This is a genomic window from Aquimarina macrocephali JAMB N27 (assembly GCF_000520995.1).
Classification (GTDB): domain Bacteria; phylum Bacteroidota; class Bacteroidia; order Flavobacteriales; family Flavobacteriaceae; genus Aquimarina; species Aquimarina macrocephali.
Map to the genome: position 1 here is coordinate 518,732 of NZ_JACA01000001.1, position 13,697 is coordinate 532,428.

Sequence of the window (13,697 nt, forward strand, 5' to 3'; positions counted from 1 at the left end):
GTATTCCAAAATTCTAAATGTTGTTGTGTTAATCATAATTAAAAAAGCCCCAAACAATTGCTTTAGGGCTATACTTTATATCAAGACAATTCTATCTCGAATTGTGTTAACTCTCTAAACTGCTGAAGTCGCTTCTGGACCTCATCGCGATTTAAATTTTCCATTCGCTCTGTACCAAATTTCTCTACACAAAAAGATGCGAGGTTTGAAGCATGAATAATTGCTTTTTTCATATTCTCAAATGAAATATCATCTGTCTTGGTTAGATATCCCGAGAAACCTCCTGCAAATGTATCTCCAGCACCGGTAGGATCAAAAACTTCTTCTAATGGTAGTGCAGGAGCAAAGAAAATCTGTTCTTTATGAAATAATAAAGCTCCATGTTCTCCTTTTTTAATCACAACATACTTTGGACCCATCTTTTCGATTGCTCTGGCTGCTTTTACCAAAGAATATTCTCCGCTTAATTGTCTAGCCTCTTCATCATTGATAGTAATTACATCTACTTTTGAAATCACTTTTAGAAGATCTCCTAAAAAAGCATCTTCCATCCAAAAATTCATAGTATCTAATATCGTAAGTTTTGGGGTAGTAGTAAGTTGTTCTAAAACACCAAGTTGTACTAACGGGTTTAGATTTCCTAGCATCACAATGTCAGCACCTTTGTAATCATCAGGAACCACAGGATTAAAATCAGCAAGTACATTAAGTTGTGTATCTAATGTATCTCTTGAATTTAAATCATTATGATATCGACCACTCCAGAAAAAAGTCTTTCCTCCTTTTACGATTTCTACAGCAGACGTGTCAATATTTTTTTCCTGAAGGAGAGAAAGATAATCCAAAGGGAAATCTTCTCCAACTACAGAGACAACTGCTGAAGAAACATTGAAATTTGAGGCAGAAAGCGCAATATAAGGCGCTGCTCCTCCTAATATCTTATCTGTTTTACCAAAAGGCGTTTCAATAGCATCAAAGGCAATAGAACCTACAATAAGTAATTTACTCATACAACTAGCGTAATAATTTTTTGCAAATATACGTTTTACTTTTAAGTACCAAGAAGATTAATACAAAGGTTATTTTCTATCAGAATCTACAAGTATTTTTCTTTATAATTTTACTTGCTGTTTGATAAATTTAAATCAAGAAATCTAAATTTTATTACTCATTACAGAAATGGTAAGCACGTAATACTCCTTTTACAAATTGCTATATGATTTTGGTCTTTTCAATTTCAACCACAACATGCTTTAAATCAGAATTTAACCTCTACATTCTATTCTATTGAAAATAATTTCGATTTATGCTTATTAATTTATGAAAATGATAATTTTTTGGCGCTAAAATTTAGAAAAAACTATAATATCCAAAAAAAAAATTAAAAAATGCTAAAATAATCTTAAAAAAATAACGTTATTTACCCAATACAAACTCAAACTTATAATTAATTATGAAAAAATTAAATTTAGCTAAACTCGTTTTAGTTACATCGCTTTCGGTTTTATTCTTCAATTGCGAAAAAGATTCTGAAGACATTATCGAAACAAATCAACATGCAGATGCAAAAGCTGCTCATGTATGTGTCGAAAAATGGAATACTAACGAGAATGATTCAAAAGCTGCCAGTGTTAAAGCAAAAGAATGGCAAGCCGGTCAAACTATTCGAGTGAAATTCTTAAATGGTAATAATTTTGTACAATCCAAAGTTAAGCAATATGCTGTAGCGTGGGAAAGTCATGCGAATATTAAATTTGAATGGGTTTCTTCAAACAGCAGTGCTAACATCAAAATTGGTTTTAAAGAAGGTCAATTTGCAAACGATGGTGGATCTTGGTCTTATTTAGGAACTGATTCTAATGACCATGCACATAGTATGCATTTTGGATGGTTTAACAACAACACTTCTGATACAGAGTTTAGAAGAACTACAATTCACGAATTTGGACATGCTCTTGGTTTAATTCACGAACATCAAAATCCTGTAGCTGGAATTAACTGGGATAAAGAGGCAGTTTATGCATACTATGCTGGACCACCAAACAACTGGAGTAGAGCACAGGTAGATAACAACCTATTCAGACGTTATGAAGCAAATATTTCTAACTACAGTGCATACGATCCATTATCAATAATGCATTACCCTATTCCTGCAGCACATACTACAGATGGTGTTTCCGTAGGAAGTAATTCTCAATTATCTGCAACAGATAAATCTTTTATAGCTACTATATATCCTGGTTCTAATACTGGTGGTGGTAACTGTGATGGTGTAGCAGCATATAATAGTAATACTTCTTATTCTACTGGAGATAAAGTAACATATAATGGAGATTTATACCAAAAAACTGCTACTTCATGGAATAACCTTGGAGCTTGTGATAGCGCTCCTAGTACTGATATTTGTGCTGGTGTAGCAGCATATAATAGTAATGCTTCTTATTCTGTTGGAGATAAAGTAACATATCAAGGAACTTTATACCAAAGAACTGCAACATCATGGAATAATCTTGGTGCATGTGGTAACTAAAAGAAAAGGTAACCACAAACCTAGTTTGTTCGATACATTAGATTAAAAAATCTTATTTATATAAAAATGCTCCGGAAGAATACCGGAGCATTTTGCATATACATTATTATCCTAAAAATCTTTTTAAAACTATTTTCTACCAAAATCTGCAGGTATTTCTCCCCATGCTTTGGTTTCCCATTTTACAATTGTAGTCATATATGTATTTTCTTTGAGCCATTGTGTTGCTCGATCTACCAAATCAAAGACTTCTTTGTTTTTTGCAGTTCGTTTTAGCTTTGTTCTACATGTCTTTTGTTTTACCCATCCTATTGCTATCTTAGAATCAGAATAAATAATACGATCACTATTTTTCTTTTTAAGATATGCTAGACCATGCACAAGTGCCAAAAACTCTCCTATATTATTTGTTCCTTGTCTAAAAGGCCCCTGGTGAAAAAGCTGTTTTTCGGTTTGGGTATCTACTCCCCGGTATTCCATCTTACCAGGATTACCACTAGAAGCAGCATCTACCGCTATTGAATATAAATTAGGTTCTCCTATTTTTGATAATTGTGCTGCAGTAAGTGTTTTTTTAGGTTTACTCTTTCCTTTATAGTCCTCATAATCTCCATTATATGCTTTTTTTGCAATATCAAAAGAATCAAAAGATTTATACTTTGCGCCGGCATACCCCTTAACAGCCGCTTTACAATCATCCCACTTGGTGTAAATCCCAGGCTTGTGTCCTTCCCAAACCACATAAAATTTTTCTTTCTTAGCCATTCTTATTAATTGATCGTTGTTGGTTGATAGAAATTTTTCTTTTTAAGCGGTTTTTTGCGTTAGGGATAGTAGTGAAAATACCGCATCCCGAGTACTCGGGAGAGGAATTGTAACGTATAGCCCGCTCGAACGCTATAATAAACAATTAAATTAATAGTATATACAATATTCCTTTCGTTTCTAACTAATAAGCATCACTACTCATTACTTTTTTTATTATCAAAAAGCAGTTCTTCTATAACGATTGGAAAATATTTATATTCTAATTTATGGATTGCCTGTGCTACATCATCGGCAGAATCTCCTTCAGAAATTGATGTTTTAGCCTGAAAAACTATCGCTCCCTCGTCATAATGTTCGTTTACATAATGGATTGTAATACCACTTTCTTTTTCTTTATTTCTAATTACAGCTTCATGTACATGGTGCCCATACATTCCTTTTCCACCATATTTTGGTAATAATGCAGGATGAACATTTATCACTTTATCAGGGAAGGTCTCGATGATTTTTTTAGGGAAAATCCATAAGAACCCAGCTAGTACAATAATGTCAGGTTTGGCATCTTTTAAGATATTAAGCACCTCATTTGTGTCATAAAATGACTCTTTGTCAAAGTGTAACGCCTTTACTTTCAGGGCGTGAGCTCTTTTTAATACTTTGGCACGCAGGTTGTTAGAGAACACATGTGTAACCTCGGCAATTTTTCGCTCGTGGAAGTACTTAATTATATTTTCGGCATTGGTACCTGAGCCGGAAGCAAAAATTATAATACGCTTCATAGATAGTATGATAAAGTTGTTAATTAGAGAGCACAAAAAAAATAATTATTATTCAATTTTAGGCAGCAAAAAGGCAATACTTCGCTATATTTGATAAAATACAAATACATTTTTATGGGATTGTGGGGTTTTAAAATAAAGTTTTTTATTTTTGCCACCTAATTAAAAAATTAAAATTAAACATTATGTCAGACATTGCATCAAGAGTAAAAGCGATAATCGTTGACAAATTAGGAGTAGACGAAAACGAAGTTGTAAATGAAGCTAGTTTCACAAACGATTTAGGCGCTGATTCATTAGACACTGTAGAATTGATTATGGAATTCGAAAAAGAGTTCGATATTCAGATTCCAGACGATCAAGCTGAAAACATCGCAACAGTAGGTCAAGCAATATCTTATATTGAAGACGCAAAGTAATAACTTCACGACAAAATATGAATCTTAAGCGAGTTGTAGTCACAGGACTAGGTGCATTAACACCTATAGGTAACAATATTGATGAATATTGGGATGGATTAGTAAATGGAAAAAGCGGTTGTGCTCCCATTACTTATTTCGATACCGAAAATTTCAAGACTAAATTTGCTTGCGAAGTCAAAAATTATTCTCCCACAGACTATTTTGATAGAAAAGAAGCACGAAAACTTGATAAATTTGCGCAGTATGCTATTGTATCTTCTGAAGAAGCTATAAAAGATGCCGCTATTGACCTAGAAAAGGTTGATAAATTTAGAGTTGGTGTGATCTGGGGTGCAGGAATTGGCGGAATAGAAACTTTTCAGGAAGAAGTAATTGGCTATGCCAATGGAAATGGAACACCTCGTTTCAATCCTTTCTTTATCCCGAAAATGATCGCCGATATTGCTCCTGGTCATATTTCTATCCGAAATGGTTTTATGGGACCTAACTATACCACAGTTTCTGCTTGTGCTTCTTCTGCAAATGCAATGATCGATGCGCTAAACTATATTCGTTTGGGCCATTGTGACATTATCATTACAGGAGGAAGTGAAGCTGCTGTTACTATAGCTGGTATGGGAGGATTTAATGCGATGCACGCTTTGTCTACAAGAAATGAAAGCCCGGAAACTGCCTCCAGACCATTTGACGCAACCAGAGATGGTTTCGTTCTTGGAGAAGGTAGTGGAGCTCTTATTCTTGAAGAATATGAACATGCAAAAGCACGAGGTGCTAAAATCTATGCCGAAGTCGTTGGTGGTGGAATGTCTAGTGATGCATATCACATGACAGCTCCGCATCCAGATGGAATAGGTGTAGAACGCGTGATGCTTAATTGTTTAAAAGATGCAGGTATATCACCAGAACAGGTAGACGCTATAAACACTCATGGAACATCCACTCCATTAGGAGATGTTGCAGAATTGAAAGCTATTACCAAGGTTTTTGGAGATCATGCACCTAACATCAATATCAATTCAACGAAATCTATGACAGGACACTTACTTGGTGCAGCTGGAGCTATAGAAGCTATTTCTTCTATTTTGGCTATGCAAAAAAGTATAGTACCTCCTACTATCAATCACACTACTGTGGATGAAAACATAGATTCTTCATTGAATTTGACATTAAACAAAGCTCAAAAACGTGAAATCACATACGCAATGAGTAATACTTTTGGTTTCGGAGGTCATAATGCTTGTGTGTTATTTAAAAAACTGAACGAATAAATGAATGTTATTCGAAACATACTAAATTCCCGCTCTGAAAAGAACGGGAATTTTTTTTCCAAAATTCAAAAAATACTAAATTTTAAGCCCAAAAACATTAAGCCTTATGAAAAAGCATTTACGCACAGGTCTTTAAATTTAAAAGACAATAAAGGAAATGCTGTTAATTTTGAAAGGCTAGAGTTTCTAGGTGATGCTATGTTAAGTAGTGTTATTGCGGCGCACTTATTTAAAGAAGTACCAGAAGGCAATGAAGGGTATTTGACCAAAATGAGAGCCAAAGTAGTAAGCAGAAAACACCTTAATGAACTAGGTAAAGATCTTAAACTAATTGAATTGGTACGTACCAATATTCCTAAATCTCAATTTGGAATAAATATACATGGAAATCTTTTTGAAGCACTAATAGGTGCCATTTACCTGGATCGTGGCTTTGTATATTGTGAACGATTTATTAAAGAAGCTGTAATCGATCCATATGTTGATATCGAAAGCCTCGAAGGACAAATCATTAGTTATAAAAGCTTATTGATAGAATGGTGTCAAAAAGAGAAAAAAGTATTTAGCTACGAAGTATATGAAGATACCGGTAAGGATGAAATGAAACATTTTGCCGTAAAATTATGGATAGATGACAAAGTAGTCGCAAAAGCGAGAGCTACTTCAAAAAAGAAAGCAGAAGAAAAAGCTTCAAAAAGAGCTTATTTTGCATTTCAATCTAAAATAAACATCTAAATAGCATTAGAATTTTTCTTATCAAATTAGGCAAAATATACACATCTTAGAAAAACTATTTTTTTTATAGTTAAAAGATACTAACTCAATCGTTTTCGTAAAATAACTTTATCTCTAATTAAACTTGTTAGGTTAATTTATTTGTATATTTCGCGTTAAATCGGAAACAAAAAAATCAAAGTGGCTGTTCAACGGTTAGTATTAGATGCCTTTGCCGATGATGATTATGAACTCATTGCCATTCATTGTTCATTAGCTTCATATCGGTTGGCTTTTTTATTGAATAAAAACCTGAATTTAAAGCTCTATAGAAAAAAAGAAGATATTAATTTTGAGTATAATGATCTCACTGCAAATTTTCCTTTGTACCAGTATGATGATCATTTTCAATATAGCACATATAGTCTTATAGGAAATAAATTTCAATCCCAAATAAAATCAGAAAATAAGATTTCTGAAGGGCTATTTACAACTATAGAGAATACATATACCACAAAATATTTAATTCCAGAATTAAAAAATGTAGATTATTTTCTAAAAATTGAAACTGAAGCATCAAATTTTTCAAGTAAATCTTTACTTATAGACATGCTTACCATTTCACAAATTATAACAGCATATCCTTTAGAATATGCTACACTTAAATCAAAGAACAACCTAATATTCGAATAATGCCAAAACGTAAAAGAACTAAAATAGTCGCTACTCTTGGACCCGCGACCAGTAGTGAAGAGATATTAAAAAAAATGTTGGAAGCAGGTGTAAATGTTTTCAGAATAAATTTCTCTCATGCTGATTATAGTGATGTGAAAGAGCGCATAAAGATTATACGAAAACTAAGTAAAGAACATGGCTACAATGCATCTATACTTGGAGACTTACAAGGCCCTAAATTGCGTGTAGGTGTTATGAAAAGAGATATTATTGCTAATGATGGTGATATAATCAGTTTTGTAACCGGTAAACCTTTTGAAGGCACCTCTAAAGAGGTCTATATGAATTATGAAAGTTTCCCAAAAGATGTAAAAGCAGGCGAAAGAATATTATTAGACGATGGTAAATTAATTTTTGAAGTTATCTCTTCTAACAAAAAAGATACGGTTAAGACCAAAGTAATACAAGGAGGTCCTCTAAAATCTAAAAAAGGAGTGAACCTTCCTAATACTAGCATTTCTTTACCGGCACTAACGGAAAAAGATATAAAAGATGCAATTTTTGCATGCGAACAAGGAGTTGACTGGATGGCATTATCTTTTGTGCGACATGCCCAGGATTTAATAGAATTACAAGATCTCATAAAGGAACATAGTGAGCATAAAATTCCAATTATTGCTAAAATAGAGAAGCCCGAAGGAGTAGAAAATATTGATAAGATTGTAGCTTATTGCGATGGATTGATGGTGGCAAGAGGAGATCTTGGAGTAGAAATTCCTGCTCAGGAAGTACCGTTAATTCAGAAAAATTTAGTGCTCAAAGCTAAAACTGCAAGAATACCTGTCATTATTGCTACACAGATGATGGAAACAATGATCGATAGCCTTACGCCAACACGTGCCGAGGTAAATGATGTAGCCAATTCTGTAATGGATGGAGCTGATGCCGTTATGCTATCAGGAGAAACTTCTGTAGGGAAATATCCTGTACAGGTGATTGAAACTATGTCTAATATCATTAAAAGTGTAGAAAATTCTGATTTAATAACGGTTCCTCAAAACCCTCCTCACATCAGAACAAATAGATTTATTACAAAATCTATTTGTTACCACGCTGCAACAATGGCTAATGAAATTGAGGCAAAAGCAATCTGTACTCTTACTAATAGTGGCTATACAGCATTTCAAATCTCTGCTTGGAGACCAGATGCTCATATTTTGGTCTTTACCAGTAATCATAGAATCTTATCTCAATTTAGTCTTTTATGGGGAGTTAAGGCTTTTTTCTATGATAGATTTGTAAGTACCGACGAAACTGTAGAAGATATTAATAAAATTGCACTGGAACGTGGGTTTGTAGAGCAGGGAGATATGTTGATTAATCTCGCAGCAATGCCTATCACCGCAAAAGGAATGGTAAATACGCTTAGGGTTTCGCAAATCTAAGAAATTCCTTTAATAGAATATTTTAAAAAAAAGCTTCTCTATACGTGAAGCTTTTTTTATAAAGTTTGTTTTAAAAAGATAGTCTCTAAGTCTTCTATTGTAACTGGTTTTATAAGATAATCTTTTACTGTATTAATGCTTTTTGCCCTTTCTATATCCACTGGATTAATTGAGGAACTTACAATGTATAGTGTAATTGTTTTTCCGAGTTTGTTTTTGATTTTAGTGAAGTTGTCCAAAAACTCCCATCCGTCCATTACTGGCATATTTAAATCAAGAAATATTATTTCGGGAATTGTTCTTTTATTTAAATTAGTCAAAATAGCCTCAAAATAATTAAGAGCATCCTTACCATTTTGAAATACCATTAAGTTTTTACAAAGGTTTTTTGCTTCTACAATCCTTTTTACAAGATTTACATACATATTGTCGTCATCAATAATACAAGCTAATCCTATTTTATGACTCATGATCTGTGGGGTTATTTATTTTTAAAATTCAATTATAAAAGTTGTTCCTTTATCTACTTCGCTCTCTACAGTAATTTTTCCATCTAATGATTCTACCTGATTTTTTGTTAAAAACAACCCGATTCCTACCGCATCCTTATTGTAATGAAATGTTTTATACATACCAAATATTTTATCCTTGAACAGTTTCATATCAATTCCGCGACCATTATCTGTGACTTTTAAGCACTCTTTACTACCTATAGAATAGCTTTTGATTTCTACTACCGGGTCTCTGTCCTTATGTTTATATTTTATAGCATTTGTTATTAAGTTTAATAGGATACTCTCTAAATACGCAGAAATATAATTAATCGTATTTAATTCACTAAAATCTGTCTTGATTTTAGTCTTACTCATAGAAATCATTTGTCCTATTCCACTTTTAACCAAATTAAAAGCATCCTGAAATTTGACGGGTTTTTTTTCCTGATCCTTATTTGTATGTATCGCTACAATCTCATTAAGGTGTTCAATAGTTGTATTTAGACTATATGATATCTGTTTAATTTCTTTGATCAATCCAATCTTTTCCTCGGGGTTATCTATATCTTCAATCAATTGTACTAATAAAGACAGGTTACTGGTATGCGACCTAAGATTGTGAGATACGATATGAGCAAAATTGAAAAGTCTAGAATTCTGAGATGCGATAATATCCATTGACTTTTGCAGACTTAATTCTTTCCTTTTGATTTCATCTATGTCCTGAAAAACACCTCTAATCCCAACTATTTCTTTATTTTCATTATATACCGGTTTTCCTATAGCTCGCACCCAAAACACTCTATTGTTAGCGGTTACCATCTTTATTTCGGTATTAAAAGGTGTACCCACCATCGCACAATTAAAAAACAAATCTGCTGCTTGTTGCCTCGAATCCTCTGCGTAGTAGTTGGCAGAATCCTTAAGAGAAGGAATATAGTCATCGGCATATTCTAAAATTCTTCTGGTTTCAAAATCCCAGAAACTTTTCCTTTCCTCAAAATCTACATACCAACTCCCCGTAGCTGTCATTTGGGCAGTTTCTTTATAGTAGAAATTATCTTTTGTAATATCCTGCTCAGGTTCTAGTTTGATTTCAATAAAAAAGATAAGGTTAATCTTAGATTTTATATTTACTGGTAACTCATCATTAGTTGCACATCTATATAGCTTATAATTTCCTTTTTTATCGAGAATTTTTATATGCTGCTTAAAATTTACAGCATTACGTCGATAGCTAAAAAAATTATCTCTAAATAACTCAATATCCTCCTGATGTATCAAGTGTTCTAAAAAATAATCTATTTTTGACTCAAATTCATCTTTTGTATATCCTAAACTATCATAAAACTTTTCTGACCAAACTTCTCTTTCTGGATCATCATACAGCTCCCAATATCCAGCATTGAAATCTTGAATTACATTATTAAAAAGTTCATTTTGAAGCATTCGGTACTATTTATCATAACAAGATAAGGATTTCTTACGTATCCTCTTCGATTCTATTAAGCCTAATAGCAAGTGCTTTGGTAGAGATTTGAACTTCTATAAATGATAAAAAAAGTGAAATCATAAGTAAAAAAAGACTAATACCAAATACTATATTGGCCCAAGATATCTTTTCTACATACAATAAAAACATGGTAATTACACTGGTGAGAAAGCTAGCAATAGCTATGGCTTGCATATTTCTAATCAACCATAATCGTTTTCTTAAATTTTTGATCTGTAATACGATGTTTTTTGATCGTGAAGTCAAATATTCCTTATGTAATTGCCGTATCAATGCTGCAATAGCCAAATATCTCGCATTATAGGCTAACATAGTTAGTGATATTGCAGGAAATAACAAGGCTGGAATACTCATAGTAAGTGTCATAAAAAAGAATTTAGGACTACTAATTTAGACTAAAAAAATAGAGCACAAATGATAAATCATATCTCAGCATTATTTATATCATTCAAATTTTCAGAATTTATTCATATAAAAAAGTGAGCAATACAAGGGCATTGCTCACTATACATAATTCAAATTAATGATTGGTTATAAAGATTATTCTGGGATATTAAATAAAGTTATGATTTCATCATAGGACATAGATGAATAGTCTTTTGCAGATTTTGTAGCGGAAGAAGTAGGGTTTGTTGCAACTCCTCCAGGTATAATTACATATCTAAAATCATCAAAAAACCCAAACGCTTTTAAAAGTCCATCGGTTGTTCTGGCCTCAACCCGCAAAGATTCGAAACCAAATCCTTCGCCCAATACCATATTATAAAATTCTTCATTATCTATATTAAAATAAGGAAGTTTATATACATTAAAAAACAAGGCATTGGCTGGATTACGACCATACACCAAAATGGCATCAGTATCTTTATCGAATGCAGTTAGACTACTTAATAATAACATACTTTTATCAGTAGCTCCTCCTCCTGGAAAATCAGCAGGAATCCAATCAGAATAAATGACATTGGCTGTTCCTGGCTGCCCATCTTCACCATTTTGGCCATCGGTGCCATCTCCACCATCATTACCGTCTGTTCCATTAGTACCATCAACTCCGTTAATTCCATCCTGACCCGCAGGTCCAATTGCTCCATCTTCCCCATCAGAACATGAAAAGACCAATAGCGATACCATCACTATCATCATTCCCTTTACTAAATTTGTTATTGCTTTCATTTTTATAATTTTTAAAAGTTAATGGCACAAACCTAGTATGGGTAAGAATATGTACTATCCGAAAAGTTTGAAATTCAAAGAATTCGGACATTTTTTAAGGGGTTTGACTGTGTTTTTACTCTAAAAACACTTAGAGTACTTTAAATACTATACTTTTTCTATATAATTTAGATATTTATGTTGATGTATGATGTATGATAATTGATGTAGTAAAAACTCTTTAGGTTCTTCAATCTTTACCTCTCATTTCTCTACATTCAATAACCTGTTTTACCTCTGCCTCTAAACCATAGTTTTTCCATAAAGTCACATCCTTTTTTAGCTCTAATGCATTTTGACCAGACTGAATATATCTTTTAACGGATAGTAAAATAGGATCATTACTATCTTCTATTTTTAACATCGACTTTCCTCCCGGAATGCTATAATTATCTTCATACTCATAACAGAATACCAATACCTGATCATCTTTTTTTACATCTTGCTTATAGAAGTAATCTGAAACAAAGAATTTCTGTTTACTATACGTATTCTTCTTAAGACCTCTTGAAGTTAATACTTTATCAATTTTTATAATTCCTTTTTGAGAAGTATACGCTCTATCATCATCCTCGACTGGTTTATCAATATGTTGAATAGTGCCTAAAAAAACGAATGCATATCTATCACCACAATTACCAATAAAAGGTCCTGATTGTGGCCACCAGTATGTATATCCAACCTTAAGCGTATCGGATACTTTAGGTGTCGATTGATCCTTTTTTATATCTATTTCTTTTTTCTGTGCATAACTTGTACTACAAAAAAGAAAACCAAAAACTACTATCACTTTTGTCACTATATGGTACATTTTTATTCTTAAATTTAATTCGTTTTTACTCTCCTAGAATACGTTTAAATACTATTCCCTCTTTTTGATATATTATGATAAACGTATTACTTTCTTCTCTTTTATAGACTTCTGGTGTTGATTTTATTTCCCAGTTTTGCTTTCTATGGATAACTAAACTATTAGTCCAATCAGAAGTATATTCTTTAGCGTCAATTTTAGTAAAATCTGCGATCCAGTGCTTAACTTCTAACTGTTCTACTTTTATTGCAAACTGATAATCCCAAGATGATGGTCCAGGAATGCTTGTTATTCTAGAGTTAGTAAACCCATTTACATTAAACAATAAAAATTCGGCATCATAAAACTCTGATTTGCTTACTATTTCTCTTTTCAGCATTGCTATTCTATCTTCTGCGCTTTCTGTTTCTATACTTGTAAGCGTATTGTTTTTATGTGAATTCACACAAGAAACAAGAACAAAGCATAAAACTATAATCTTATATACTGATCTCATACATGTTATTTTAACTCTTCTATAGAGGATATATATACCAAACAAAATTCGGCATTAGCTTCTCCATATTCTTTTAATTCTGAAGATGTAACTAGAAACATTTCATTTCTAAACTCAAAAAAACCTTTCAGATCATATTCTTTGCCTCCACTGCTTCCTGGATTATCGGCAACAAAAGTTTCATAAAATATACTGATCCCGTTTTCCAATTCTGCATATTTTGAATATTGTTTTTTTGGGATATCCAAATTCATTTTTTTGATAGTAAAACCTTTATTATATCTTTTATCCGGATTTAAAATTACATTAACATAATTCTCTCCCTTAAATAGAGAGTGTTCCTTCGGAACCCAAATTCTAATATTTAATTCCTGTAATTCTAGTTTAACTAATTTCTCTTTATCACCTTTTGATTTACAACCAAATAGAACACCTATTAGTATTAATGCAATGAATATTGATTTCATTCTAAATATATGATAACTTCTCGTTGTGTACTCTGGTTTTTTTATAATCAAACAAATCTTGTTCTAGTTTTCTTTTTTCCGTTTAATTCTTTAACCAAATTAA

16 protein-coding genes are annotated in these 13,697 nt (G+C 32.5%); 6 read left to right on the forward strand and 10 right to left on the reverse strand.

What is annotated here, in order from left to right; all coding sequences use genetic code 11:
- Positions 1–80: 80 nt before the first annotated feature.
- On the reverse strand, positions 81–1,010 hold the full coding sequence (locus Z054_RS0102410) for a PfkB family carbohydrate kinase (protein ID WP_024768505.1): 930 nt from the start codon (positions 1,008–1,010) through the stop codon (positions 81–83).
- A gap of 443 nt (positions 1,011–1,453) precedes the next feature.
- Here Z054_RS0102410 and Z054_RS27755 point away from each other — a divergent pair, with 443 nt between their 5' ends.
- Complete coding sequence (locus Z054_RS27755) at positions 1,454–2,530, forward strand: carbohydrate-binding protein (RefSeq protein WP_024768506.1); 1,077 nt, start codon at positions 1,454–1,456, stop codon at positions 2,528–2,530.
- A gap of 129 nt (positions 2,531–2,659) precedes the next feature.
- Here Z054_RS27755 and Z054_RS0102420 read toward each other — a convergent pair whose 3' ends face one another.
- Positions 2,660–3,295, reverse strand: coding sequence for a ribonuclease H1 domain-containing protein (locus tag Z054_RS0102420; RefSeq protein WP_024768507.1), 636 nt, complete (start codon positions 3,293–3,295; stop codon positions 2,660–2,662).
- Positions 3,296–3,492: 197 nt separating this feature from the next.
- A complete protein-coding gene (purN, locus tag Z054_RS0102425; protein ID WP_024768508.1) occupies positions 3,493–4,077 on the reverse strand; it encodes a phosphoribosylglycinamide formyltransferase in 585 nt (194 codons plus the stop codon).
- A 185-nt stretch (positions 4,078–4,262) separates the two neighbouring features.
- Between purN and Z054_RS0102430 the strand changes: the two genes are divergently transcribed.
- The 5 genes from Z054_RS0102430 (at position 4,263) to pyk (ending at position 8,601) form a co-directional block, all read left to right on the forward strand.
- Positions 4,263–4,496 carry an acyl carrier protein gene (locus tag Z054_RS0102430; RefSeq protein ID WP_024768509.1) on the forward strand — a complete coding sequence of 78 codons (234 nt, stop codon included), beginning with the start codon at positions 4,263–4,265 and terminating at the stop codon, positions 4,494–4,496.
- 17 nt (positions 4,497–4,513) lie between these two features.
- Positions 4,514–5,767 carry a beta-ketoacyl-ACP synthase II gene (gene fabF / locus Z054_RS0102435; protein ID WP_024768510.1) on the forward strand — a complete coding sequence of 418 codons (1,254 nt, stop codon included), beginning with the start codon at positions 4,514–4,516 and terminating at the stop codon, positions 5,765–5,767.
- Positions 5,768–6,502: a ribonuclease III gene (gene rnc / locus Z054_RS0102440; RefSeq protein ID WP_024768511.1), complete on the forward strand. Its 735-nt coding sequence runs from the start codon at positions 5,768–5,770 to the stop codon at positions 6,500–6,502.
- A 180-nt stretch (positions 6,503–6,682) separates the two neighbouring features.
- Positions 6,683–7,174 carry an IPExxxVDY family protein gene (locus tag Z054_RS0102445; protein WP_024768512.1) on the forward strand — a complete coding sequence of 164 codons (492 nt, stop codon included), beginning with the start codon at positions 6,683–6,685 and terminating at the stop codon, positions 7,172–7,174.
- Positions 7,174–8,601, forward strand: a complete 1,428-nt coding sequence (pyk, locus tag Z054_RS0102450) for a pyruvate kinase (RefSeq protein WP_024768513.1) — start codon at positions 7,174–7,176, stop codon at positions 8,599–8,601. The genes Z054_RS0102445 and pyk overlap by 1 nt, the downstream gene beginning before the upstream one ends.
- Before the next feature lie 56 nt (positions 8,602–8,657).
- Here pyk and Z054_RS0102455 read toward each other — a convergent pair whose 3' ends face one another.
- From Z054_RS0102455 to Z054_RS0102485, 7 genes are all read right to left on the reverse strand, one after another.
- Positions 8,658–9,071 carry a response regulator gene (locus Z054_RS0102455; RefSeq protein WP_024768514.1) on the reverse strand — a complete coding sequence of 138 codons (414 nt, stop codon included), beginning with the start codon at positions 9,069–9,071 and terminating at the stop codon, positions 8,658–8,660.
- A 21-nt stretch (positions 9,072–9,092) separates the two neighbouring features.
- Positions 9,093–10,544 carry an ATP-binding protein gene (locus tag Z054_RS0102460; protein WP_024768515.1) on the reverse strand — a complete coding sequence of 484 codons (1,452 nt, stop codon included), beginning with the start codon at positions 10,542–10,544 and terminating at the stop codon, positions 9,093–9,095.
- A 34-nt stretch (positions 10,545–10,578) separates the two neighbouring features.
- Positions 10,579–10,974, reverse strand: coding sequence for a DUF2721 domain-containing protein (locus tag Z054_RS0102465; RefSeq protein ID WP_024768516.1), 396 nt, complete (start codon positions 10,972–10,974; stop codon positions 10,579–10,581).
- A 174-nt stretch (positions 10,975–11,148) separates the two neighbouring features.
- Positions 11,149–11,781, reverse strand: a complete 633-nt coding sequence (locus tag Z054_RS0102470) for a hypothetical protein (protein WP_024768517.1) — start codon at positions 11,779–11,781, stop codon at positions 11,149–11,151.
- Positions 11,782–12,010: 229 nt separating this feature from the next.
- Positions 12,011–12,619: a hypothetical protein gene (locus tag Z054_RS0102475; RefSeq protein WP_152538438.1), complete on the reverse strand. Its 609-nt coding sequence runs from the start codon at positions 12,617–12,619 to the stop codon at positions 12,011–12,013.
- A gap of 37 nt (positions 12,620–12,656) precedes the next feature.
- Positions 12,657–13,127 (reverse strand): hypothetical protein, encoded by a 471-nt coding sequence (locus Z054_RS0102480; protein WP_152538439.1) that lies wholly within the window; start codon positions 13,125–13,127, stop codon positions 12,657–12,659.
- Between the two features lie 5 nt (positions 13,128–13,132).
- Positions 13,133–13,594 (reverse strand): hypothetical protein, encoded by a 462-nt coding sequence (locus tag Z054_RS0102485; RefSeq protein ID WP_024768520.1) that lies wholly within the window; start codon positions 13,592–13,594, stop codon positions 13,133–13,135.
- Positions 13,595–13,697 lie beyond the last annotated feature (103 nt).

Excerpts from the sequence above, each read along its gene's own strand:
- Z054_RS0102410 (WP_024768505.1), bottom strand. The coding sequence starts at position 1,010 with ATGAGTAAATTACTTATTGTAGGTTCTATTGCCTTTGATGCTATTGAA.
- Z054_RS0102460 (WP_024768515.1), bottom strand. The coding sequence starts at position 10,544 with ATGCTTCAAAATGAACTTTTTAATAATGTAATTCAAGATTTCAATGCT.
- Z054_RS27755 (WP_024768506.1), top strand. The coding sequence starts at position 1,454 with ATGAAAAAATTAAATTTAGCTAAACTCGTTTTAGTTACATCGCTTTCG.
- Z054_RS0102455 (WP_024768514.1), bottom strand. The coding sequence starts at position 9,071 with ATGAGTCATAAAATAGGATTAGCTTGTATTATTGATGACGACAATATG.
- Z054_RS0102420 (WP_024768507.1), bottom strand. The coding sequence starts at position 3,295 with ATGGCTAAGAAAGAAAAATTTTATGTGGTTTGGGAAGGACACAAGCCT.
- Z054_RS0102480 (WP_152538439.1), bottom strand. The coding sequence starts at position 13,127 with ATGAGATCAGTATATAAGATTATAGTTTTATGCTTTGTTCTTGTTTCT.
- Z054_RS0102485 (WP_024768520.1), bottom strand. The coding sequence starts at position 13,594 with ATGAAATCAATATTCATTGCATTAATACTAATAGGTGTTCTATTTGGT.
- Z054_RS0102465 (WP_024768516.1), bottom strand. The coding sequence starts at position 10,974 with ATGACACTTACTATGAGTATTCCAGCCTTGTTATTTCCTGCAATATCA.
- pyk (WP_024768513.1), top strand. The coding sequence starts at position 7,174 with ATGCCAAAACGTAAAAGAACTAAAATAGTCGCTACTCTTGGACCCGCG.
- Z054_RS0102470 (WP_024768517.1), bottom strand. The coding sequence starts at position 11,781 with ATGAAAGCAATAACAAATTTAGTAAAGGGAATGATGATAGTGATGGTA.
- purN (WP_024768508.1), bottom strand. The coding sequence starts at position 4,077 with ATGAAGCGTATTATAATTTTTGCTTCCGGCTCAGGTACCAATGCCGAA.
- fabF (WP_024768510.1), top strand. The coding sequence starts at position 4,514 with ATGAATCTTAAGCGAGTTGTAGTCACAGGACTAGGTGCATTAACACCT.
- Z054_RS0102430 (WP_024768509.1), top strand. The coding sequence starts at position 4,263 with ATGTCAGACATTGCATCAAGAGTAAAAGCGATAATCGTTGACAAATTA.
- rnc (WP_024768511.1), top strand. The coding sequence starts at position 5,768 with ATGAATGTTATTCGAAACATACTAAATTCCCGCTCTGAAAAGAACGGG.